At 73.2% G+C, this 22,081-nt stretch carries 19 protein-coding genes and 1 pseudogene; 6 read left to right on the plus strand and 14 right to left on the minus strand.

Features of this window, described 5'->3' with window-relative positions:
* Positions 1-19: 19 nt before the first annotated feature.
* Together ACZ68P_RS16940 and ACZ68P_RS16945 are read right to left on the minus strand one after the other, a co-directional pair.
* On the minus strand, positions 20-1,330 hold the full coding sequence (locus ACZ68P_RS16940) for an MFS transporter (protein ID WP_471006773.1): 1,311 nt from the start codon (positions 1,328-1,330) through the stop codon (positions 20-22).
* Between the two features lie 138 nt (positions 1,331-1,468).
* On the minus strand, positions 1,469-2,731 hold the full coding sequence (locus ACZ68P_RS16945; RefSeq protein ID WP_471006775.1) for an MFS transporter: 1,263 nt from the start codon (positions 2,729-2,731) through the stop codon (positions 1,469-1,471).
* A 49-nt stretch (positions 2,732-2,780) separates the two neighbouring features.
* On the opposite strand from ACZ68P_RS16945, the gene ACZ68P_RS16950 reads away from it, so the two are divergent.
* A complete protein-coding gene (locus ACZ68P_RS16950; RefSeq protein ID WP_471006777.1) occupies positions 2,781-3,752 on the plus strand; it encodes a GlxA family transcriptional regulator in 972 nt (323 codons plus the stop codon).
* 111 nt (positions 3,753-3,863) lie between these two features.
* On the opposite strand, the gene ACZ68P_RS16955 is transcribed toward ACZ68P_RS16950, so the two are convergent.
* Positions 3,864-4,916, minus strand: a complete 1,053-nt coding sequence (locus ACZ68P_RS16955) for a Zn-dependent alcohol dehydrogenase (RefSeq protein WP_471006779.1) — start codon at positions 4,914-4,916, stop codon at positions 3,864-3,866.
* Positions 4,913-5,845, minus strand: a complete 933-nt coding sequence (locus ACZ68P_RS16960; protein WP_471006781.1) for an SDR family oxidoreductase — start codon at positions 5,843-5,845, stop codon at positions 4,913-4,915. Before ACZ68P_RS16960 ends, ACZ68P_RS16955 begins: the two co-directional genes overlap by 4 nt.
* A gap of 102 nt (positions 5,846-5,947) precedes the next feature.
* On the opposite strand from ACZ68P_RS16960, the gene ACZ68P_RS16965 reads away from it, so the two are divergent.
* Positions 5,948-6,874, plus strand: a complete 927-nt coding sequence (locus ACZ68P_RS16965; RefSeq protein WP_471006784.1) for a cyclase family protein — start codon at positions 5,948-5,950, stop codon at positions 6,872-6,874.
* A 158-nt stretch (positions 6,875-7,032) separates the two neighbouring features.
* On the opposite strand, the gene ACZ68P_RS16970 is transcribed toward ACZ68P_RS16965, so the two are convergent.
* The 4 genes from ACZ68P_RS16970 to ACZ68P_RS16985 all read right to left on the minus strand — a co-directional run bounded on the left by ACZ68P_RS16970 (position 7,033) and on the right by ACZ68P_RS16985 (position 11,142).
* Entirely contained in the window at positions 7,033-7,503 is a 471-nt protein-coding gene (locus tag ACZ68P_RS16970) for an ATP-binding protein (RefSeq protein ID WP_471006786.1), read from the minus strand.
* Between the two features lie 395 nt (positions 7,504-7,898).
* Positions 7,899-8,804, minus strand: coding sequence for an acyl-CoA dehydrogenase family protein (locus tag ACZ68P_RS16975; protein ID WP_471007155.1), 906 nt, complete (start codon positions 8,802-8,804; stop codon positions 7,899-7,901).
* 8 nt (positions 8,805-8,812) lie between these two features.
* Positions 8,813-9,952 carry an acyl-CoA dehydrogenase family protein gene (locus ACZ68P_RS16980; RefSeq protein ID WP_471006788.1) on the minus strand — a complete coding sequence of 380 codons (1,140 nt, stop codon included), beginning with the start codon at positions 9,950-9,952 and terminating at the stop codon, positions 8,813-8,815.
* A complete protein-coding gene (locus ACZ68P_RS16985; RefSeq protein ID WP_471006791.1) occupies positions 9,952-11,142 on the minus strand; it encodes an amidohydrolase family protein in 1,191 nt (396 codons plus the stop codon). The genes ACZ68P_RS16980 and ACZ68P_RS16985 overlap by 1 nt, the downstream gene beginning before the upstream one ends.
* Before the next feature lie 144 nt (positions 11,143-11,286).
* Between ACZ68P_RS16985 and ACZ68P_RS16990 the strand changes: the two genes are divergently transcribed.
* Positions 11,287-12,786, plus strand: a complete 1,500-nt coding sequence (locus ACZ68P_RS16990) for a class I adenylate-forming enzyme family protein (RefSeq protein ID WP_471006792.1) — start codon at positions 11,287-11,289, stop codon at positions 12,784-12,786.
* Positions 12,787-12,815: 29 nt separating this feature from the next.
* Here ACZ68P_RS16990 and ACZ68P_RS16995 read toward each other — a convergent pair whose 3' ends face one another.
* Together ACZ68P_RS16995 and ACZ68P_RS17000 are read right to left on the minus strand one after the other, a co-directional pair.
* Positions 12,816-13,328: an EF-hand domain-containing protein gene (locus ACZ68P_RS16995; protein WP_471006793.1), complete on the minus strand. Its 513-nt coding sequence runs from the start codon at positions 13,326-13,328 to the stop codon at positions 12,816-12,818.
* 117 nt (positions 13,329-13,445) lie between these two features.
* A pseudogene (locus ACZ68P_RS17000) lies at positions 13,446-13,811 on the minus strand (STAS domain-containing protein); the annotation flags it as partial.
* A gap of 220 nt (positions 13,812-14,031) precedes the next feature.
* On the opposite strand from ACZ68P_RS17000, the gene ACZ68P_RS17005 reads away from it, so the two are divergent.
* Positions 14,032-14,613 (plus strand): sigma-70 family RNA polymerase sigma factor, encoded by a 582-nt coding sequence (locus tag ACZ68P_RS17005; RefSeq protein ID WP_471006796.1) that lies wholly within the window; start codon positions 14,032-14,034, stop codon positions 14,611-14,613.
* Positions 14,610-15,971, plus strand: coding sequence for a zf-HC2 domain-containing protein (locus tag ACZ68P_RS17010; protein WP_471006797.1), 1,362 nt, complete (start codon positions 14,610-14,612; stop codon positions 15,969-15,971). Before ACZ68P_RS17005 ends, ACZ68P_RS17010 begins: the two co-directional genes overlap by 4 nt.
* A 33-nt stretch (positions 15,972-16,004) precedes the next feature.
* Here ACZ68P_RS17010 and purU read toward each other — a convergent pair whose 3' ends face one another.
* Both purU and ACZ68P_RS17020 read right to left on the minus strand, forming a co-directional pair.
* The gene (purU, locus tag ACZ68P_RS17015) at positions 16,005-16,856 is read right to left on the minus strand and encodes a formyltetrahydrofolate deformylase (protein WP_471006799.1); all 852 of its coding nucleotides are present in this window, start codon (positions 16,854-16,856) and stop codon (positions 16,005-16,007) included.
* Positions 16,857-16,902: 46 nt separating this feature from the next.
* A complete protein-coding gene (locus ACZ68P_RS17020) occupies positions 16,903-17,349 on the minus strand; it encodes an SCO4402 family protein (RefSeq protein ID WP_471007156.1) in 447 nt (148 codons plus the stop codon).
* Between the two features lie 181 nt (positions 17,350-17,530).
* On the opposite strand from ACZ68P_RS17020, the gene ACZ68P_RS17025 reads away from it, so the two are divergent.
* A complete protein-coding gene (locus ACZ68P_RS17025) occupies positions 17,531-18,847 on the plus strand; it encodes an ABC transporter substrate-binding protein (protein WP_471006801.1) in 1,317 nt (438 codons plus the stop codon).
* Between the two features lie 52 nt (positions 18,848-18,899).
* Here the strand turns inward: ACZ68P_RS17025 and ACZ68P_RS17030 are convergent, their stop codons facing one another.
* Positions 18,900-20,285: a hypothetical protein gene (locus ACZ68P_RS17030; protein ID WP_471007159.1), complete on the minus strand. Its 1,386-nt coding sequence runs from the start codon at positions 20,283-20,285 to the stop codon at positions 18,900-18,902.
* Between the two features lie 382 nt (positions 20,286-20,667).
* On the minus strand, positions 20,668-22,050 hold the full coding sequence (locus tag ACZ68P_RS17035; RefSeq protein WP_471006803.1) for a transcriptional regulator: 1,383 nt from the start codon (positions 22,048-22,050) through the stop codon (positions 20,668-20,670).
* Between the last annotated feature and the right edge of the window lie 31 nt (positions 22,051-22,081).

Below are 22,081 nucleotides of genomic sequence, written 5' to 3' on the forward strand. Positions count from 1 at the left end.
GGACGCCGGTGCGGGCGCCTCACACCGCGACGCCGGGCGTCGCCGCCGGCCTGCGGCGGATGACCAGGGCCATCAGGGCCGCCGCCGCGCAGAGGGCGCCGGAGGTGTACCAGACCACGTCGTACGAGCCGAAGAGATCGCGGGCCGCGCCGGCCGCGGAGGCGATCAGGGCCGCTCCGACCTGGTGGGACGCGAGGACCCAGCCGAAGACGATCGCGCTGTCCTCGCCGTAGTGCTCCCGGCACAGGGCCATCGTCGGCGGGACGGTGGCGACCCAGTCCAGGCCGTAGAAGACGATGAAGAAGAGGATCGGCGGCTGGACCGCCGGGGCCAGCAGCAGGGGCAGGAAGAGGAGCGACACCCCGCGCAGCGCGTAGTACACCGCGAGCAGCCGCCGGGACTCGAAGCGGTCCGTGAACCAGCCCGACGCGATCGTGCCGACGACGTCGAAGACGCCGATGACGGCGAGCAGCGAGGCCGCCGCGACGATGGGCATGCCGTGGTCGTGGGCCGCGGGCACGAAGTGCGTCCTGACCAGCCCGTTCGTGGTGGCCCCGCAGATCGCGAAGGTGCCCGCGAGGAGCCAGAACGGGCCGGTGCGGGCGGCCTTGAGGAGGACGGTCACGGCCCGGCGCGCCGCGCCCACGGCCGGGGCGGGCTTCTCGGCGAACACGCCGCCGTACGGCGCGAGGCCCACGTCCGCCGGGTGGTCGCGCAGCAGGAGCCAGACGAAGGGGACGACCGCCAGGGCGGAGAGGGCGACCGTCACGGAGGCGGGGCGCCAGCCGTGGTGCTCGACCAGCCAGGCGAGCAGCGGCAGGAAGACGAGCTGCCCCGAGGCGCCGGCCGCCGTGAGGACGCCGGTCACCAGGCCGCGCCGGGCCACGAACCACCGGTTCGTCACCGTCGCCGCGAACGCCAGGGCCATCGAGCCGCTGCCCAGGCCGACCAGGACGCCCCAGAAGAGGACGAGCTGCCAGGCCGCCGTCATCCACACCGTCAGCAGGGAGCCGACGGCGATCACGCTCAGCGCGACGGCGACGACCCGGCGGATGCCGAAACGGTCCATCAGGGCCGCGGCGAACGGCGCCGTCAGGCCGTACAGCGCGAGGTTCACCGACACCGCGAAGCCGATCGTGCCGCGCGACCAGCCGAACTGCTCGTGCAGCGGCTCGATCAGCAGTCCGGGCAGCGAGGCGAAGGCCGCGGCGCCGATGATCGTGACGAAGGTGACGGTCGCGACGGACCAGGCGCGGTGCACGCGCGGGGTACGGCGCTGGGCGGGCGGCGCGGGGGCCCCGGGCGAGGAGGTCTCGGTTGTCTGGGTCACGTCACACAGCTTCGTGACCCGCCGCCGTCCCCACCATTGGCCCGAATGACAGCTTTCGCAAAGATCGGGCCATCCCGCGGAGGCAGGCGCGAGAGGATCCGGCTCCACCCGGGCCGTCTCACGGAGGCCGCCGCCCGGCTACAGCCGGGGCAGGGTCCTGATCGGCCGAACCACCAGCAACGCCCCCACCACGAGCACCGCGATCCCCGCCCCCGCCAGCAGGACCTCCTCCGTCCCCACCGCCTCCGCCGCCGGGCCCGCGAGCGCCCGCCCGGCCGCCATCATCAGCAGCGATCCGGCCACGTCGTAGGCGTGCATGCGGTTCAGGGCGTCCTGCGGCACATGCGTCTGGACCGAGGTCGACCACATCACCAGCCAGAACGCGAACGCCGCCCCGCCCAGGAACTGGCCCACGCCGAGCACCTGCACCGACGCGCCCGAGCCGAGCAGGACGAGGTTCACCGGGAGGCCGAGCAGGGCCACCGCGCCCGCCGCCAGGGGCCGGCGCGGGCGCAACCGCAGGGCGAGCAGACCGCCGGCCGCGCTCCCCGCGCCGTTGACCGCCATCAGCACGCCGTACGCCGCCGAGCCGTGGTCCCCGGTGACGAGGGTCGCGGTGAGCGGGACCATCGGCCCCGCGACCGTCAGTCCGTACACCGTCCAGATCGCGATGACCCCCCACAGCCAGCTGCGGGCCCGGAACTCCCGCCATCCGACGATCATCTCGGAGCCGAGCGAACCGCGCGCCGCCGTGTCGGCCGGGGCGGCCGGGATCCGCATGAGGAAGAGGCAGAAGGCGCTGACCGCGAAGGTCGAACCGTTGGCGGCGAAGGCCGCGCCCGCGCCGGAGAGCGCGACGAGAAGCCCGGCGACGGCCGGGCCCGCCATGGTCATCAGGGACTCGACGACCCGCAGGACGGCGTTGGCACGCTGCACGTCCGGAGCGATGCGCGGGATAGTGGAGGCGACCCCGGGCTGGAAGAGCGCCGCGCCGACCCCGCTGACGGCCGAGAGCGCGTAGACGCTCCACAGCGGCGGGCTGCCGGAGACGAAGGAGACGGCGAGGACGGCCGCGCCGGGCAGCCGCACCAGATCCGCGATGATCATCATCCGGCGGGCGGTGAAGCGGTCCGCGAGCACGCCGCCGACGACGACGAAGAGCGCGAAGGGGCCGATCCAGGCGCCGAGGGCGTAGCCGACGGAGGAACCGGAGTGCCCGGCGCCGAGCAGTCCGGCCGCGAGGGCGACGGGCACCATGCCCTCGCCGAAGACGGCGGCGGCCCGGGCCACGAAGAAGAGGCGGAAGTTTCGGTTCCATAGGGCCGGCGCCCCGGCCGGTACGGGAATGGCGTCCCGGACCGCAGACTTGTACGGGTAGTGCTCCGATTGCTTGTCCGTCACGGACCCGACTTCTAGCAGCAACTGGTCTGGACCACAAAGGGAATTCTTCGTGCCGCACCGCATCGCCGTCCTGGCCCTGCCCGGCCTGCTCCCCTTCGAGCTGGGCATACCGCACCGCATCTTCGGCCGAGCGAAGGACTCCGGGGGCCGGCCGCTCTACACGATCGTGACCTGCGCCCCGGTCGCCGGGCCGGTCCCGACGGACGCGGACTTCTCCATCCACGTGGCGCACGGACCCGAAGCGCTCGCGACGGCGGACACCGTCGTCGTCCCGGCCTCCTACGAACTCGGGCCGGTCCACGAAGAGGGCCGGCTCACCGACGAGCTGGCCGCCGCGCTCGCCCACATCCGGCCCGGCACGCGGCTGGTCTCCATCTGCACCGGCGGCTACGTCCTCGCCGCCGCCGGCTACCTCGACGGCCGGCCGGCCACCACGCACTGGGCGTCGGCCGCGCACTTCCAGCGGCTGTTCCCGAGCGTACGGGTCGACGCCGACGTCCTCTTCGTCGACGACGGCGACGTGCTGACGTCGGCGGGCGTCGCCGCCGGGATCGACCTGTGCCTGCACATCGTGCGCCGCGACCACGGCACGGCCGTCGCCAACGATGTCGCGCGCAGGACCGTCGTACCGCCCCATCGGGACGGCGGCCAGGCGCAGTACATCGAGCGCCCCCTCCCGGCGCCGGGCACGGCGACGACGACGGGGGCGCGGGCCTGGGCCCTCGCGCACCTGCACGAGCCGATCCAGCTGCGCGACCTGGCGGCCCGTGAGTCGATGAGCGTCCGGACGTTCACCCGCCGCTTCCGGGAGGAGGTGGGCGTCAGCCCCGGGCAGTGGCTGACGCGCCAGCGGGTCGAGCACGCCCGGCACCTCCTGGAGTCCACCGACCTCCCGGTCGACCGGATCGCGCACAGCGCCGGTTTCGGCACGCCCCAGTCGCTGCGCTCCCATCTCCAGGCGGCGATCGGGGTGACCCCCACGGCCTACCGCCGCACCTTCCGCGCGGGCGCGCGGGACTGAAACGGCGGCGGACCGGACGGGGGCCGTCCCGGCGGCGGACCAGGCAGGTGAGCCAGGACCGGGCAGGCGGCGGACCGGACGGGACCCTCCCGGACGGAAACGTCCGACCGGTCAGCGGAAGGTGAGCACCCCCCGGGCGACCCTCCCCTGTTCGGCGTCCTCCGCCGCCTTGGCGAAGTCCTCCACCGGGTACGTCTCGGTGACCAGCTCGTCGAGGAGGAGGCGGCCCCGGCGGTACAGCTCGGCGTAGAGGGCGATGTCCTTCTGCGGCCGGGAGGAGCCGTAGCGGCAGCCGAGGATCGACTTGTCCAGGAACATCGCGGCGGGCGGGAAGCTCGCCTCGGCCGTGGGGGCCGTCATGCCGAGCAGGACCGCCTGGCCGTGCCGGTCGAGCAGGTCGATCGCCGTGCGCACGAGGCCGACGTGCCCGACGCACTCGAAGACGTGGTCGGCGCCGGTGGGAAGGACCTCCCGCACACCGTCCGCCGAGGTCAGGAAGTGGGTGGCGCCGAAGCGGCGGGCCGTCTCCTCCTTCGCGGGGTTGGTGTCCACGGCGACGACGGTGAGCGCGCCCGCGATCCGGGCGCCCTGGAGGACGTTGAGCCCGATCCCTCCGGCGCCGATGACGACGACGCTCTCGCCGCGGTCGACCCTGGCCCGGTTGAGCACGGCGCCGACGCCGGTGAGGACGCCGCAGCCCATGAGCGCGGCGGAGGTCAGGGGGATGTCGGAGGGGATCCGCACGGCCTGGACGGCCTTGACGACGGTCTTCTCGGCGAAGGAGGAGTTCGAGGCGAACTGGAAGACCGGCCGCCCCGACCGGGAGAAGGGCTGCCCGGGCCTGCCGATCGCCTTGCGGCACATGGTGGGCCGGCCGCGGTCGCAGTCGGCGCAGGCCCCGCAGTTGGCGAGGGTGGAGAGGGCGACGTGATCACCGGGGACGACATGGGCGACGCCGGGACCCACCGCCTCGACGACGCCGGCGCCCTCGTGGCCGAGGACGACGGGGGCGGGGAAGGGGATCGTGCCGTCGATGACGGACAGGTCGCTGTGGCAGAGCCCGGCGGCGGCGACGGCGACGAGCACCTCGCCGGGGCCGGGGGCCCGGACCTCCAGGTCGTCGACGACCTCGGCCCGCGTGCCGTCGAACACGACTCCCCTCATGACGTCCGCTCCGTCCCGGCGTTGGGGCGGCCGCCTTGCGCCGCCGCCCGGGCCATCTCCTCCAGGAGCGCCAGCATCGGCATGGGGTCCGTCCCCACCGTGCCCGGCAGGAAGTCGGCGATCCGCTCCGGCGTCCACGCCCCGCCCTCGGCGTAGCCGGCGCGCAGCTCCCTCGGCTGGGCCCAGACCGCGATCTTGGGACCGGCGATCGTGTACACCTGGCCGGTGATGCCCTCCTGCCGGGCCCGGTCGGAGAGGAGGTAGACGACGAGGGCGGCCACGTCCTCCGGTTCGCCGATCTCCTTCAGCTCCATGGGGACGTTGGCCGACATCCGGGTGCGGGCGACGGGGGCGACCGCGTTGGCGGTGACCCCGTACTTGTGCAGGCCGAGCGCCGCGCTCCGTACGAGCGAGATGATCCCGCCCTTGGCCGCGGAGTAGTTGGCCTGGGCGACCGAACCCTGGTGGTTGCCGCTGGTGAAGCCGATCAGCGTGCCGGTCCCCTGCTTGCGCATGACCGCGGAGGCGGCCCGGAAGACGGTGAAGGTGCCCTTCAGATGGGTGGCGACGACCGGGTCCCACTCCTCCTCGGACATGTTGAAGAGCATCCGCTCGCGCAGGATGCCGGCCAGGCAGACGACCCCGTCGATCCGGCCGAACTCCGCGAGCGCCACGTCCACGATCCGCTGCCCGCCGGCCATCGTGGAGATGTCGTCGGCGACCGCGACCGCCGCGCCGCCCGCCGCCTCGATCTCCTTGACGACGCCGAGGGCGACCTCCGAGGTCGGCTCCCCGCCCTCGACGGAGACGCCGTAGTCGTTGACGACGACCCGCGCGCCCTCGGCCGCGCAGGCGAGGGCGACCGCACGGCCGATGCCCCGCCCCGCGCCCGTGACGGCGATGACCTTGCCTGCCAAGAAGTTCCCCACGCCCGGCCCCTTCCCGCACTTTCTGACGGTCCGTTAGATTCGTTCGTCAGCTGGATTCTACGGCCCGTCAGATACCGGAGAACAAGACCCGCGGAGGCCCGGATGTCACTTCCCGACGAATTCCACGACATCGCCAAGCGCGTGAACAACTGGGGGCGTTGGGGACGGGACGACGAGGTGGGGACGCTCAACCTGATCACCGACGCGGTGGTGCGGGAGGCGGCCCTGGCGGTCCGCTCGGGGCGGCGGATACCGCTGGCCCTCGACCTGAAGCAGGACGGCGTGCAGACCGGCATGATCGCCGGCCGGGTCAATCCGCTGCACGTGATGGTCCAGATCAACCAGGAGCTCTTCGGCCCGGGGACGGTCGCCACCAGCGACGACGCGGTGACCTTCGGGCTCCAGGCGGCCACCCACTGGGACGCGCTCACCCACGTCTCGCACTCGGGCAGGATCTACAACGGCCGCCCGGCCGCCACCATCACGCCGCACGGCCGCTCGGAGTTCAGCGGGATCCACACGGCCCGGCACGTCGTCAGCCGGGGCGTCCTCCTCGACGTGGCCGCCGCGAAGGGGCTCGACCGGCTGCCCGGGGACCACGCCGTGACGCCGGAGGACCTGGACGAGGCGGCGGAGTTCGGCCGGGTGACCGTACGGTCGGGGGACATCGTCCTCGTCCGGACGGGGCAGATGCGCTCGTACCTGGCCGGGGACAAGCACGGGTACGCCTTCCCGTCGCCGGGGCTCTCGATCCGTACGCCCGAGTGGTTCCACGCGCGCGAGGTCGCCGCCGTCGCCAACGACACGCTCACCTTCGAGATCTTCCCGCCGGAGATCGAGGACCTCTGGCTGCCCGTGCACGCGCTCGACCTCGTCGAGATGGGGATGCTCCAGGGACAGAACTGGAATCTGGAAAGTCTGTCCACAGCCTGTGCACAGAGCGGGCGGTACGCCTTCCTGCTCTCCGCGATGCCCGAACCCTTCGTGGGCGGCACGGGCACACCGGTGGCCCCGGTCGCGATCCTCTGACGACACAGGAGGGAACGCCCGGGCGCGACGTCACGGGCACGACGTCACGGCAGGACGGCGCGGGACGACGGCACGGGTACGACGCCGCGCACAGGGGGCCGTCACGGCCGGGGTGCGACGACCCGCTCACCTCGAGGCGAGCGCCCCACCGCGAGCCGTCAGTAGTGCGCCACGGAGACCGAGGCGGTCGGGCCGGCGGGGGGCGTGACGACCGGGGCGGCCGTGGGTGCCCCGCGGTCCACCTCGCACCAGATGCTCTTGCCGACGCCTTCGCGCTGCCAGCCCCACCGGTCGGCCAGGCCGTCCACCAGCTCCAGGCCGCGTCCGTTGGTGTCCTCGCCCTCGGCGTGGCGGGGGCGAGGCGGCCGGTCGCTCCTGTCGGCGACCTCCACCCGCACCGTCCCGGCCTCCGGACAGCCCGCGCCGAACAGCATCCGCAGCACCGCCGGGCAGCCGGTGTGCACCACGGCGTTGGTCACGAGTTCGGAGATGAGCAGCACCAGCGTCTCCGCCAGCGGCTCGTCGTCCCCTATGCCCGATCCGGCGAGCCTCGAACGGGCCCATCGCCGGGCGCGTCCCACCTCGGCCGGGTCGGGCCCGACCTCCAACTGAACCTGGAGCACCTGCACCGCTCACACCATCCGAACCGGCGGACACATCGCCTCGCGCCTCACAGCAGCCATCGACGTCCTTACGGAACGTGAATCCCTTGCGAGACAGCATGGTTGACGTACAGTCACCGCAACAAGCGCTTCGGGCATATTCCAGCGCGAAGGAGTACGCATGGCCCATACTGTGCGACGCACGCTGCGGGTAGTCGAACAGGGGCGCGTACGGCGCCTCCATAGGGCGCGAGCGGCGGGCATTCCGGGCGCCGGAGCCGCCGCACGGGCAACACCGGGACGAACCGGGCACACAACCACTCGCATCCCACGGAGGGTACCGGAGCGGGGCCCCGACTCCGGGCCGTGACGGCCCGCTCGAAGGACACAACCCGATATCGACGCTCCGTGAGCGCGCAGCGTCACGACGGCGACAGACGAGCCGCCTCCGCCTCCTCCGCGAGGGCCCTGGGCATCCACCGCTCGGCCCGGACCCAGGCCCGCTTCAGATGCAGATGAACGTCGGACTCCCAGGTGAAGCCCATCCCGCCGTGCACCTGGAGGCAGTCCCGGGCGCAGTCGACGGCCGCCTCGTCGGCGAGCAGCTTGGCCCCGGCGATCTCGACGGGGTCACCGGTCACGGCGGCGGCGTAGACGGCGGCGCGGGCGACCTCAGTTCGTACGAGCATTCCGGCGCACAGGTGCTTGACGGCCTGGAAGCTCCCGATCGGCCGGCCGAACTGCTCCCTGGTCCCGGCGTACGCGACGGCCGCCTCGGTGGTCCGCCCGGCGCTCCCCACCTGCTCGGCGGCGCTGAGGAGCGCGGCGGTCAGGCGCCGGCTCCCCGCCCGGCCGATCTCCTCCGCGGCCGTACGGACGGCGGGGGCGGGCAGCCGGTGCAGGGGCGTCAGCGGGTCCAGCGACCGGATCGGCACGGCGCCCGTCACGTCTCCCACGACCACGTCGGCCTCGTCCAGCCACTCGACGAGCGGCCCGTCGGGCGCCGTCACCACGGCCTCCCCCTCGGCCGCTCCCGCCACCTCCCCCGCCGCCAGGTGCGTCGCGATCAGCGGCCCCGGGAGCAGCACCCGCCCGGCCTCCTCGAAGGCGAGCACCGCCTCCGGCAGCCCGAGCCCCACGCCCCCCGCCGCCTCCGGCAGCCCCAGCGCGAAGAACCCCGCCGCGCCCAGCTCCCGCCACAGCCCGCGGTCCAGGGCCGCCGGGCCCGCGGCGGCCGCCCGGAGCGCGTCGCGGTCGAAGCGGCGCTCCAGAAGCTCCCGTACGCCCTTCTTGAGGGCCTGCTGGTCGTCCGTCAGCCGGAAGTCCACGTCGGCTCTCACCGCCCCTTCGGCAGGCCGAGGATGCGCTCGGCGACGATGTTGCGCTGGATCTGGGAGGTGCCGGCGGCGATCGTGTAGGAGAGCGAGGACAGCCGGTCGCCGTTCCACTCGCGCCCCAGGTCGAGGGCGTCGGGGCCGAGGACGGCGGCGGCCGCATCGTACAGCTCCTGGCGGGCGTGGGAGTACCGCAGCTTGAAGACGGAGCCTCCGACGCCGGGCACGCCTCCGGTCGCCTCCGCCTCGCTGACGTTCCACTGGGTGAGCCGCCACAGGGCGCGGAACTCGGCCGCGAGCCTGCCGAGCCTCCGGCGGTTCGCCGGGTCGTCCCAGCCGCCGTTGGCGCGCGCCTCGCGGGCGAGTTCGCCGAGGACGCGGCGGCAGGCCACGACCTCACCGACGAAGGCGGTGCCGCGCTCGAAGGAGAGGGTCACCATCGTCACGCGCCAGCCGTCGTCCTCCTCGCCGATGCGGTGGGACACCGGGATCCGCACCTCGTCGAGGAACATCTCGGCGAACTCGGCCGACCCGGCGAGGGTGCGCAGCGGCCGGACGGTGATCCCGGGCGTGTCCATGGGCATCGCGAGCCAGCTGAGGCCCCGGTGCCTGCCCGCGCCCGGGTCCGCGGTGGTCCGCACCAGCAGCTCGCACCAGTCGGCGACCTCCGCGTGCGAGGTCCAGATCTTGGATCCGGAGACGACGTAGTGGTCGCCGTCCCGGACGGCCCGGGTCCGCAGGGAGGCCAGGTCGGAGCCCGCGTCGGGCTCGCTGAAGCCCTGGCACCACACCTCGTCGCCGCGCAGGACGGGCGGGAGCCAGCGCGCGCGCTGTTCCGGCGTGCCCTCGGCGGCGATCGTGGGTCCGGCGTGCAGCAGTCCGACGAAGTTGGCGCCGACGTAGGGGGCGCCGGCCCGCTCGGTCTCCTCCAGGAAGATCAGCCGCCGGGTGGGCGAGGCGTCCCAGTGCACGTCCGCGTACCCCGCCTCGTACAGCCTGCGCTGCCAGCCGCAGTCGTAGGCGCGCCGGCCGGGCCAGTCCAGCGGGTCGGGCCTCGGCGGAAGGGCGGGCAGGGCGGCGGCGAGCCAGTCCCGCAGCCGGGCCCGGAACTCCTCCTCCTCGGCGGTGTACGTCAGGTCCATCAGACGAGGTCCAGGCCCAGCATCCGGATGGCGTTGCCGCGCATCAGCTTGTACACCGTCTCGTCGTCGAGCCCCTTGACGTGATCGAGGGCGACCTCCTTGGTGTGCGGGAAGGTGGAGTCGACGTGGGGGTAGTCGGTCTCGAAGGTGGCGTTGTCGCGGCCCACCACGTCCAGCGAGGCGATGCCGTGCTTGTCGCGGAAGAAGCAGCAGAAGATCTGCCGGTAGTAGTAGGTGGAGGGCGGCTCGGGGACCAGGTCGCGCACCCCGCCCCAGGCCCGGTGCTCCTCCCAGACGTCGTCGGCGCGTTCGAGGGCGTAGGGGATCCAGCCCATCTGGCCCTCGCTGTAGGCGAGCTTGAGCGTGGGGAACTTCACCAGGACCCCGCTGAAGAGGAAGTCCATCATCGACGCCATGGCGTTGTTGAAGCTCAGGGACGCCTGGACGGCGGGCGGGGCGTCGGGCGAGGCGGCGGGCATCTGGGACGACGAGCCGATGTGCATGTTGACCACCGTGCCGGTCTCCTGGCAGACCGCGAAGAAGGGGTCCCAGTAGCCGGAGTGGATCGAGGGGAGCCCGAGGTGGGTCGGGATCTCCGAGAAGGTGACCGCCCTGACGCCTCTCGCCGCGTTCCGGCGGACCTCGGCGACGGCCAGGCCGATGTCCCAGAGCGGGATGATGCAGAGCGGGACGAGCCGGCCGCCGCTGTCGCCGCACCACTCCTCGACCATCCAGTCGTTGTAGGCGCGCACGCAGGCGAGGGCGACCTCCTTGTCGTGGGCCTCGGCGAAGGTCTGGCCGCAGAAGCGCGGGAAGGTGGGGAAGCACAGGGACGCCTCGACGTGGTTGAGGTCCATGTCCTTCAGCCGCTCGGCGGGGTCCCAGCAGCCGGGGCGCATCTCGGCGCGGGTGATGCCCTCCAGAGTCATGTCGTCGCGGTCGAAGCCGACGGCGGCGATGTTGCGCTTGTACGGGAACCGCAGGTCCTCGTAGATCCACCAGTCGGTCGGCGGCCCTTCCGGGTCCATGGTGATCCGGTACTTCCCGCCGACGTAGGCCAGCTCCCCGATGCCAGCCGTCAGGGGCTTGGGTCCGCGGTCGCGGTACTGGGCGGGGAGCCAGGTCTCGAAGAGGTGAGCGGGCTCGATCACGTGGTCGTCGACGCTGATGATGCGGGGCAGTTCGGTCATGGACCCACTCCCATTTCTGATGACCCGTCAGATTCCGTCGGCTCTCAGGCTAGCCCCGCACCCCTGGACCGACAAGGAGCGGGCCTCTACGCTCTGCGCACTACCTGACGGACCGTCAGGTGACGTCGTGACCGAGGAGGCGCCGTGACCGACACCGCACACGACCTGGGCGGGTCCCGCACCCTCTGGGAGCTGGTCGGCCGCCGCGCCGCCCTCACCCCCGACCGGCCCGTCCTCCTCCAGGGCGACCGGACGCTCACCTTCGGCGAGCTGCGCGAGCGCGCCGAGCGGTGCGCCGCCGGCCTGTACGACCTGGGCGTCCGCCCCGGCACCGTCGTCGCCTGGCAGCTGCCCACCCGGATCGAGACCGCGGTCCTCACCTTCGCCCTGGCCCGCCTCGGCGCCGTGCAGTCACCGGTCATCCCCTTCTACCGCGACCGCGAGGTGGGCTTCGCGCTGCGCGCGTCGAAGGCCGAGTTCTTCGTCGTGCCCGGCGTCTTGCGCGGCTTCGACCACACCGAGATGGCCCGCCGGCTCGGCGCGCGCGGGATCTTCGAGGCGTACGACTCCCTGCCCGACGGCGACCCCGCCGTCCTGCCGCCCCCGCCCGCCGAGGGCACGTCGGTCCGCTGGATCTACTGGACCTCGGGCACGACCTCCGACCCCAAGGGCGTCCTGCACACCGACCGTTCCCTGATCGCGGGCGGCTCCTGCCTCGCCCACGCGCTGCGCCTCACCCCCGACGACGTGGGCTCGATGGCCTTCCCGTACGCCCACATCGCCGGACCCGACTACACCGTGATGCTGCTGCTGTACGGCTTCCCCGCGGTGATGTTCGAGCAGTTCGCGCTCCCCGGCGCGCTGGAGGAGTACCGCAAGCACGGCGTGACCGTGGCGGGCGGGTCCACCGCCTTCTACTCGATGTTCCTGGCCGAGCAGCGCAAGCGACCCGGGGAGCCGATCATCCCGACCCTGCGGCTCCTCGCGGGCGGCGGGGCGCCGAAGCCGCCGGAGATCTACCACGCGGTGGTGCGCGAGATGGGCTGCGGGCTCACCCACGGGTACGGCATGACCGAGGTCCCGATGATCACCATGGGGTCGCCGGACGACACCGAGGAGAACCTGGCGACGACGGAGGGGCGGCCCCCCGCCGGCATGGAGATCCGCATAGCCGACGGCGGAGAGGTCCGGCTCCGGGGCGAGGCCGTGTGCCAGGGCTATCTCGACCCGGCGCAGACCGCGGCGGCCTTCGACGAGGACGGGTTCCTGATGACCGGCGACGTGGGGCACCTGACGCCGAGCGGCCACCTCGTCCTCACCGGCCGGATCAAGGACATCATCATCCGCAAGGGGGAGAACATCTCCGCCAAGGAGATCGAGGACCTCCTCCACCGGCACCCGGGGGTCGGTGACGCCGCCGTGGTCGGCCTCCCGGACGCCGAGCGCGGCGAACGGGTCTGCGCGGTGATCGAACAGCCGCCGGGGACGCCTGCCCTGACCCTCGCGTCGGTCACGGACTTCCTGCGCGAGCAGGGCCTCTCCGTCCACAAGCTGCCGGAGCAGCTGGAGGTGGTGGAGGCCCTGCCCCGCAACGACGCCCTGCGCAAGGTCCTCAAGTACAAGCTGCGGGAGCGGTACGCCTGACCCCGCGCCCGGGAGAGGTCGGACACTCCCTAGGGAGTCCGGTCCTCCGTCATGAAGTAGCGGGCGAAGGCGGTCACGGCCGCCTCCTCGTCGACCCTTTCCTCCTCGTCGACCGACAGCGCCCGGGCGCTCAGTGCCGCCGCCGACTCCTCGATGCCGAGCGCGCGCAGGGCCCGCTCCACGTCGTCCCGGGTCGGGGCGATGGCCAGCAGGGCGTGCAGGAAGGGGCGGGCGATCTCCGCGAACCGGTCGGGGTGGTCGTGCAGGCGCTTGATCGCCCCGCCGACGAACTCCTGCTGGCTGACCCGCTGGTCGCCGTCGACGTCGGCGATCCCCGCCATGCCCTGCCAGAACGCCTCGGCGCCGGTGACCAGCGCCTGTCCCTTGTCACAGCGGAAGGAGGTGTCGAACTCCGTCAGGAGGCGTTTCGCCGCCGTGCTGAAGTCCTCGCGCGAGATGGTCCCGTCGCCGTCCTGGTCGAACGCGGCGAAGCGGGAGGCGATACGGCGCTGGTAGAGCTGCTCGGGTTCCATGGGCTCCATGTGCGGACCTTACGACGCGAAGGCCCCCTATGCCGAGAGGGGCGGAGCGGTGAGGCGCCGCGCCGGGGACGACTGCGGAGGGACGGACGCGGTCTGTCCGGCGAGGGTGTCCACCGGAAGGGGCCGCGCCCGCTCGTCGACCGCGTCGCCGGCGTCGGCGTACACGTCGAAGAGCCGCCGGACGCCGAGGGCGGCCAGGACCCGGTTGACGTGCGAGCCGTCCAGATCGCCGCGGGCCGGGAGCACCATGCGCAGCCGGCCGCCGCAGGAACGCATCAGCCGGCGGGAGGCGATCAGGACGCCGACCCCGCTGGAGTCGCAGAACTGGACGCCGGACAGGTCGAGGACGACGTGATGCCGGCCGACCGCGACCGCCGCGTGCACGCGTCTGCGGAGCACGGGGGAGGTCACCAGGTCGAGTTCCCCCTGGACACGCAGCACGATCCAGGGGCCCTGCTCGTCTTCGTCGACGTGGAGCGTCACGTGTCGCGCCCTTCAAGCGGAGGGAGTCGTTCCTGTGCCCTCCCGCTGCCCGGCCTGGGCGCGCCGAAACCCCCCGTTCTCAGGATGACGCTTTCCTTACCATCCGGACCCCGGCTGGGGGCGCACTTGTCGCAAAGGGGGGTGTGCGTCGGTGCGGCGCATTACTTTGGACGGTGAACTCGGGTCGGGAGGGCCGCCGAAGAGCTCCGGAGGGCTTCGTATGGCGAAGGACACACCACCGCGCTGGGACCGCAGGATGCAGCAGCGGCTTGCGCGCGGCGAGGCGGCCGCCCTCGGCGAGCTGTACGACCGTTTCGCCTCCCTGGTGCACAGCCTGGCCCACCGCGTGCTCGACGACGACGACGCCGCCGACCAGGTCACCCGGGAGGTCTTCGGCTACATCTGGGAGAACCCCGACGCGTACGACCCCAAGCAGGGCAATCTCCGCTCCTGGGTGGCCCGGCTGACCCAGCGGCAGGCCGTGCACCGCCTGCGGCAGACCGAGGCGACGGCGTTCGCGGAGACCGGCGAGGGCTCGGCGGAGGAGCTGGAACAGAAGGTCCGGCGGGCCTCGGTGGCGGCCCGCGCCGACTACATCGTCACGTCGATGCCCGCGCCGTTGCGGGCCGCGCTGGAACTGGCCTATTTCCAGCGGCGCGACTACCGCCAGACGGCGGCCGACCTCGGCGTCACGGAGGACGAGGCACGGCGCCGGCTGCGCCTCGGGCTCCAGTTGCTGTCGACGGCGAACACCCGACCCCTGGAGAACACCTCGCCGCCCGGTTACGGACGCCGGCTGTGAACGAGGCGAACGGCGACCCGGACGGGGTCGCACGCGCTCCGCGCATACCGGGCCCGCGCCGGGCGGCCGACGACCACGCGGACCTGACGGCCCTGCCGGCACCGGCGCCCACGAGCGACCCGGAGTCCGACCCGGAGTCCGACCCGGAGTCCGGCTCCGCTCCGGCCCAAGGGCCTGCTTCCGGCTCCCACTCCGGCTCCGGCTCCGAGGCGGCAGCGCCGCAGCCCGGGCCGCCACCGCCCGTCCTGCCGCCCGCGCCCCCGTCGCACGCCGTGCTCAAGTCCCTCCTCGGGGCCTGGGCGCTGTCCGCGTGTTCCCCGGAGGAGACCCAGGCCGTCGAGGACCACCTGACCGCGTGCGCCCCGTGCGCGGACGAGGCGCTGCGGCTGCGGGACGCCGTCGGCCTGCTGCACGCCGAGCGGGACCTGGACCTCGATCCGCTCCTGCGCTCCCGGGTCCTGGAGAACTGCCTGGGCCGACGCCCCGCCCGTATCCCGGTGCCCGCCTGGGCGAGTCCGTACGACGCGGAGACCGCCCGGCTCGACGCGCTGCTGCGTGACATCGGCGAGTCGGAGTGGCACGCCCCGGTGCGGCTGAAGTGGTTCGACGGAGAACGCCCGGCCCGCCGCAAGACGACCGTGGCCGGGGTGATCGGACATCTGCTCACGGTGGACGGTCTGGTCTCGACGGCGCTGGGACTGGACGACCCGCTGGGCTCGGGGGCGCCGGAGGTGGCGCCGACCGAGCGCACGGAGGCGTACTGGCAGGGCTCGTACCACCCGCCGACGCGCGGGGTCCGCGAGCCGTGGCGCGAGCAGAGTCACACACTGATCCGCACGGTCTCGTTCGCCGGGCGGGGCGTCGCGGACCTGACGGTCACGTACGGCGACTTCGCGCTGCCCCTGCGGGACTCGCTGCTGGAGCGGGCCTTCGAGTGCTGGGTGCACGCCGACGACATCGCCAACGCGGTGGCGTATCCGTACGATCCGCCCAGCGGCGTGCATCTGCACGACATGATCGACCTGGCGGCCCGGCTGCTTCCGGCGGCCCTGGCCGGCCGCCGCCGGGCCGGTCTGGCGGCGCCGCCGCGCCATCTGGTCACGGCGGGGGCGCCCGGCCGCTCGCTCCATCTGGAGGTCGAGGGCGCGGGCGGCGGTCACTGGTACATAGCCCTGGACTCGCCCGCGGCCGTCGGCTCCCCGGACCACGCGGTGGCCCAGGTGGCGATGGACGGCGTCGAGTTCTGCCAGCTGGTGGCGGGCCACGTCCCACCCGAGGAGGCGGCCGCGGGCCAGGACGGCGACCGCGAGGCGATCCGGGACGTCCTCTTCGCCGCGGCGTCGCTGAGCCGGCTGTAGCTCCGGATCAGGACGCGCCCGCGCCCCGGGGCGTCAGGCGAAGACGACCGTGCGGCGGCCGTTGAGGAGGATGCGCCGTTCGGCGTGCCACTTCACCGCACGGGCCAGGGCCTGGCACTCCACGTCGCGACCGACGGCCACCAGCTGGTCAGGGGTGACCTCGTGGCCGACCCGCTCGACCTCCTGCTCGATGATCGGGCCCTCGTCGAGGTCGGCCGTCACGTAGTGCGCGGTCGCACCGATCAGCTTCACCCCGCGCGCGTGCGCCTGGTGGTAGGGCTTCGCGCCCTTGAAGCTCGGCAGGAAGGAGTGGTGGATGTTGATGATCCGGCCCGACAGCTGCTTGCACAGGTCGTCGGAGAGCACCTGCATGTAGCGGGCGAGCACGACCAGCTCCACCCCCTCGGAGCGGACCAGCTCCAGAAGTTCCGCCTCCGCTTCCGGCTTGTTCTCCTTGGTGACCGGAATGTGGCGGAACGGGATGTCGTACGACTTCACCAGCTCGGCGAACTCGGTGTGGTTGGAGACGACCGCCACGATCTCGACGGGCAGCGCCCCGATCCGCGAGCGGAACAGCAGGTCGTTGAGGCAGTGGCCGAACTTCGACACCATCAGCACGACCCGCATGCGCTCGTCGGCCCGGTTGATCTGCCAGTCCATCGCGAACGAGTCGCCCACCGCCGCGAAGCTCGCCCGCAGCTTGTCCACCGTGACCGGCGCCTCGGCCGAGAAGTGGACCCGCATGAAGAAGAGACCCGTGTCCCGGTCTCCGAACTGCTGACTGTCCTCGATGTTGCAGCCGGTGATGAAGAGGTAGCTCGACACGGCGTGCACGATGCCCTGTTTGTCGGGGCAGGAAAGAGTGAGGACGTACTGGTCGGTCATCCCGCTAGCCTGCCACACGGCGCGGGCCCGCCAGGGACGACGTCCGTCAGGCGGACCGCGTCATGATGCGCAGGACGTCCAGGGAGCGGGGCGGCGCGTCCGGGTCCTCGCCGTCCGCCGACGCCATCCGTACGTGTGCCTCGCGGGCGGCGCGTACCGCCTCCGGCCAGCCGTGGTGCTCCATGTAGGCGGAGACGGGGGCGTCCGGTCCCACCTGGTGCATGATCCGCAGCACCCGCAGCACGGCCACGTCCACGAGGGCAGCCTCGCCCGAGTCGCGGAAGATCGTCCCGACGTACTTCTCGGCGGACCAGTTGTCGAGCCAGGTGTCCTCGACCAGGCGGTAGACGGCGTCGGTGACGTCGCCGTACCCGTCGTGGCCGGCCAGCCAGGTCGTCTCGTGGAACGCGGGATCGGAGAGCATGTGCAGCGCCGAGCGCACGTTGATGCGCCAGCGCCACCAGGGCATGTCATTGAGCGGCATGCCGCCCATGGTGGGGGAGCGACGGCCGCGACGGGAAGAGTTCACCGAACCGGAGACGGGACTGGACACGTTTCGATCGTACGTTCCCCGCGCCGGGCCGCCGACCGGCCCCCGTAATTCACCTTGACGTCACCCATCGTTGAACCATGCTCACTCCCGCGTTACCCGTGAGGCGGAAATGTGCATGCCCATGACCGGTAGGCGACTGACCTCACTCCTCGCGTATGTCACGGCAGCGGCGGCGGGCACGTCGCTGCTCGCCGGCTGCGGCGTGATCCCTGGAGCCACGGGGGGCTCCAGGGAGCCCGTCACCGTGATGACCTGGGCACCCGACGGCACCCGTGCCACCAACATGCCCGGGATGCCCGCCATGGCCCAGGCCTACGCCCGCTGGATCAACTCCACGGGCGGCATCGACGGCCACGAACTGCGCATCCTCACCTGCAACGAGCAGAACACCTCCGCCGGCGCCGCGGCCTGCGCGCGCCGCGCCGTCCGCGAGGACGTCGTCGCCGTCGTCGGCTCCTACAGCCAGAACGGCCGCGGGTTCATGGCCCCCCTGGAGGCCGCGGGCATCCCGTACATCGGCGGCTACGGCATCTCCGACGACGAGTTCACCAGCCCGATCTCCTACCCGGTCAACGGCGGCCAGGCCTCCCTGATGGCCGGCCACGGCATGCAGCTCGCCGAGTCCTGCCGCAAGGTCTCCCTCGTCCGGCCCGACACCATCGCCGGCGACAGGCTGCCCGCCCTCCTCAACTCCGGCCTCCGGAAGTCCCGGCACAGCGGCGCCACCGACATCCCGGCCCTGGAGGACGCCGCCGAGTACACCCAGCAGGCCGGACGGGCCCGCAGCAAGGCCGGGCAGGACGACGGCTGCGTGGCCGCCGTGCTCGGCGAGCGGACCCAGACGTTCTTCGACTCCTTCCGCCGTCTGCCGGCCGGAGAGGGCGACACGGGCGGCACGGAGGCGGCGGGCGGCCGGGGCACGGCGGACGGCGACGGCGCGGAGTCGCCCGCCGTGCGGATCTCCTCGGTGCTCGGCAGCGTCAGCCAGCCGGTCATCGACCGCACGGGAGGCGCCCGCAGCCCCTTCGAGGGCGCGTACGTCACCGGCTGGTACCCGGAGGCGAACGACCCGCGCTGGGAACCGATGCGCAAGGTGATCCAGGAGCACGCCTTCGCCGACAACCGCGTGGACCCCTCCGACGCGGGCGTGCAGACGACCTGGATCGCGTACACCGTCCTGAAGCAGGTGATCGAGTCCCTCGACAGCGACTCGATCACCGCGCCCGCCGTCTCGCACGCCCTGGACCAGGGGGTGCGGATCGACACCGGCGGCCTCACGCCCGAACTGCGCTGGCACTACGAGGACATGCTCGGCGCCCCCGGCTTCCCCCGGATCGTCAACCACGAGGTGACGTTCCAAGTGGTCCGCCAGGGGCGGCTCGTGGCGCAGAAGCCCGGCTTCGTCGACGTCGGCGAGACGGTCCTCAGCGCCCCGTGACCGGCGGCCCGCCGCCCGGCCCGGCTCCTGGAGCCGGGTCGGGCCCCGGCTCCTAGAGCTGGGTCGGCGTCCGCTGCGACAGTCCGTACTTCTTGGCGGTCGGGTTCCACAGCCCGGCCGCCTCGCGCTTGGCGGTCGTGGCCTCGCCGCTCTTCTTGGTCGCCTCGACCGTCTGGCTGGTGCTCCGGGCCTTGCCGCCCTTGCACACCTTCTTGCTCTTGGCCTGCACGGCCCAGGCGGCGTAGTGGTCGTCGGCGGACGCCGACGCCTGCCACGCCTTGGTGAGGGCCGCGGTCAGCGCCGCGTTGTCCGGCAGCTTGTCGACGGACAGGCCCTCCAGGCGCGTCACCAGGTCCCGGCGCTGCGCGGCGGCGCCCTTCAGGTCGGTGGCCGCCTGGTCGAGGTTCTTGCACTGCTTGATCGACTCGACCGAGCGGATCACCGCGTCCCGGCTGTTGTTGCTGTCCGCGAGCAGCTTGTCGAGCGCCTGGGCCTGCGGTTCGGCGGGGTCGGCCGGCTTGTCGGACGGCCCGGTGGACGGTGCGCCCGAACTGGCGGCCACGTTCTGGCCGGGCTTCTTGTCCTTGTCGTCGTCCCCGCCGCTGAGCAGCGCCCCTGCGCCCAGCCCGACGATCGCGCAGCCGACGACGACGGCGGCGATCAGCCCGACCGGCGACTTCCGGCGCGGCGCGGGCTCGTCGTCACCGTCGTAGTAGGCGTCCTGGAAGCCGTAGGGCTGCGGGGGCTGCGGCCCCTGGGGGGCCGGCGGCTGGTTTCCGTACGGCGGCTGGTGCTGGTGCTGCGGCGGCTGCTGGGCCTGGTGGTGCTGCGGCGGCTGCGGCAGGTGCTGCGTCGCGTCGCTGCGGAAGAGGTTGTCGAACTCGGCCGGCGGCTGACGCTCACCGGGCATCGAGGGCACGGGAGCGATGTACTGCGTCGCGTCGGAGGCCCCGGCCGGCTGCTGGTGCAGCGGCCCCGTTCCGAGGAACTGCGTGTCCGACCCGCCCCCCTGGGAGGCGACCGGCGGGATGTGCTGGGTCGCCTGCATGTCCGCGGCGTGCCCGGGAGCGGCCTGCGGATAGCCGTAGCCACCCTGCAGCGGAAGGGGAGACGACGCCTGCTGCCCCCGCCCCTCGGTCCCGGGCCCCGCACCCGCCTGCGGATAGCCGTAGCCACCCTGCGGCGGCAGAGGCGACGACGGCTGCTGTCCCCGCCCCTCGGTCCCGGGCCCCGCACCCGCCTGCGGATAGCCGTAGCCACCCTGCGGCGGAAGGGGAGACGACGGCTGCTGCGGGTGGGCCCCCGGTATCGCCCCGGGCATGGCTCCCGGCGCGGAACCCGGCCCGTACCCCGCGGCCTGTCCCGGCGAGGCGCCCGGCATCGGGCCCGGCTGTCCGGCCTGCGGCGGGACCGGGGCGATGTACTGGGTGGCCTGCATGTCCGCGCCCCCGCCCGGCACCGTCTCCGGCGGCAGCGGCTGCGCGGGCGGCAGGGGCTGCCCGCCGCCCTGCCGGCCGCCACCGGGGCCCCAGGAGCCGCCCCACGGCTGACCGCCGGCCGGACCCGCGGCCGGCCCACCGTCCGTGCTGCCTTCTGCGGGCAGCACGACACCTTCGTGCGCGGGCCGTACCGCCGGCGGATACTGCGGCTCCGGACCCTGTCCGCTTTGCGTCACCGGGACTCCTACTGATGGACCTACGGAATCGTCGGCCCACGCTACCGGGTACGCCCGGCGGTCCGCACACGCGTGTGAGACCCGCTACAAAGCCCCCACGCTCCCCGCGCGCCCCGGCGCCCCCTCCCCCGTCATACCGCGGGCGTCACGCCGCGAGCATCTCCAGGCGCGCCCCGAACTCCCGTACCGCGGGCTCCCGGGCGAACGGCTCGAAGCGGTCCTTGAGGTCGTCCAGATAGTCCGCGCCCCGCGAGGACCGCAGCGTGGCCAGCAGCTCGACCGCCCGCGAGCCCGTGTCGCACGCCTGCTCCACCTCCCGGTGCTGGAGCTGCGCCGACGCCAGCAGCACCAGGCCGATCGCCCGCCGCCGCGCCCGCGTCTCCGGGTGCCCGCTCAGCGAGTCCTCCGCCGCCCTGGCCGCCTCCGTCGGCCGGTCCAGATCCCGGTAGCAGTGCGCCAGTTCGTCCGAGAGGTAGGCGTGGTCGAAGTGCGCGATCCAGGCAGGGTCGTCCCCCGACTCCGGATCGCACTGCTCCAGCGCGCGCACCGCCCGCCCCGCCACCACCTCGAAGGAACGGACGTCCCCGAGCAGGGCGTGCCCGCGCGCCTCCGCCGCGTAGAACATCGCCTCCGCCCTCGGCGTCACGCGCCCCCGCGTGCCCTCCTGCGCCGCCCGTGCCAACTGCGCGATCTCGCGCGGCGTCCCGAGCTGCGCCGCCAGGTGGCTCATCGAGGCCGCCAGCACATAGCCGCCGTAACCGCGGTCCCCCGCGGCCTGCGCGAGCCGCAGCGCCTGGATGTAGTACCGCTGGGCCAGACCCGGCTGCCCGGTGTCCACGGCCATGTACCCGGCCAGCTCCGTCAGCCGCGCGACCGCCCCGAACAGCTCCCGCCCCACCGCTTCCTTGTACGACCCCGAAAGCAGTCCCGACACCACGCTGTTGAGGTAGTGCACCACCACCGGCCGCACGTGCCCGCTGCCGAACCGGCGGTCCAGGTCGACCAGGGCGCTCGTCATGGCACGGACCGCCGCCACGTCCGCGGCACCGACCCGGCCCCCGCCCGACCGGGCCACCTGCGCGTCCGCGACGCTGATCAGCCAGTCCCTGCTCGGCTCCACCAGCGCGGAGGCCGCCACCGTCGAACCCGACAGGAAGTCCCTGCGGCCCACGTCACTGCGCCACAGCTCGCAGACCTGCTCGATCGCGCCGAGGACGGTCGGCGCGAACTGGAGCCCCACGCCGCCCGCCAGGTTCCTGCCGTTCGCCATCCCGATCTCGTCGATCGTGACCGTCCGCCCCAGCTTGCGGCCCAGCGCCTCGGCGATGACTCCCGGTGCCCGGCCGCGCGGCTGCTGGCCGCGCAACCAGCGCGCCACGGACGTCTTGTCGTACCGCAGGTCCAGGCCGCGTTCGGCCCCGACCATGTTCACTCTGCGGGCGAGGCCGGCGTTGGAGCACCCGGCTTCCTGGATGAGCGCCTGCAGCCGTTCGTTCGGCTGACGGGCAACGAGTGGCCTGGCTGCCATGACAAACCCCCTGAGGCCGGTCGTGATCGGT

The organism is Streptomyces sp. NPDC036822 (genome assembly GCF_055609145.1).

What these genes read in the sequence shown, in the direction of transcription:
- ACZ68P_RS16955 (WP_471006779.1), bottom strand. Translation starts at nt 4,916, where the DNA reads ATGAGGGGAGTCGTGTTCGACGGCACGCGGGCCGAGGTCGTCGACGAC.
- ACZ68P_RS16965 (WP_471006784.1), top strand. Translation starts at nt 5,948, where the DNA reads ATGTCACTTCCCGACGAATTCCACGACATCGCCAAGCGCGTGAACAAC.
- ACZ68P_RS16980 (WP_471006788.1), bottom strand. Translation starts at nt 9,952, where the DNA reads ATGGACCTGACGTACACCGCCGAGGAGGAGGAGTTCCGGGCCCGGCTG.
- ACZ68P_RS16985 (WP_471006791.1), bottom strand. Translation starts at nt 11,142, where the DNA reads ATGACCGAACTGCCCCGCATCATCAGCGTCGACGACCACGTGATCGAG.
- ACZ68P_RS16995 (WP_471006793.1), bottom strand. Translation starts at nt 13,328, where the DNA reads ATGGAGCCCATGGAACCCGAGCAGCTCTACCAGCGCCGTATCGCCTCC.
- ACZ68P_RS17005 (WP_471006796.1), top strand. Translation starts at nt 14,032, where the DNA reads ATGGCGAAGGACACACCACCGCGCTGGGACCGCAGGATGCAGCAGCGG.
- purU (WP_471006799.1), bottom strand. Translation starts at nt 16,856, where the DNA reads ATGACCGACCAGTACGTCCTCACTCTTTCCTGCCCCGACAAACAGGGC.
- ACZ68P_RS17020 (WP_471007156.1), bottom strand. Translation starts at nt 17,349, where the DNA reads ATGGGCGGCATGCCGCTCAATGACATGCCCTGGTGGCGCTGGCGCATC.
- ACZ68P_RS17025 (WP_471006801.1), top strand. Translation starts at nt 17,531, where the DNA reads ATGACCGGTAGGCGACTGACCTCACTCCTCGCGTATGTCACGGCAGCG.
- ACZ68P_RS17030 (WP_471007159.1), bottom strand. Translation starts at nt 20,285, where the DNA reads ATGCAGGCCACCCAGTACATCGCCCCGGTCCCGCCGCAGGCCGGACAG.
- ACZ68P_RS17035 (WP_471006803.1), bottom strand. Translation starts at nt 22,050, where the DNA reads ATGGCAGCCAGGCCACTCGTTGCCCGTCAGCCGAACGAACGGCTGCAG.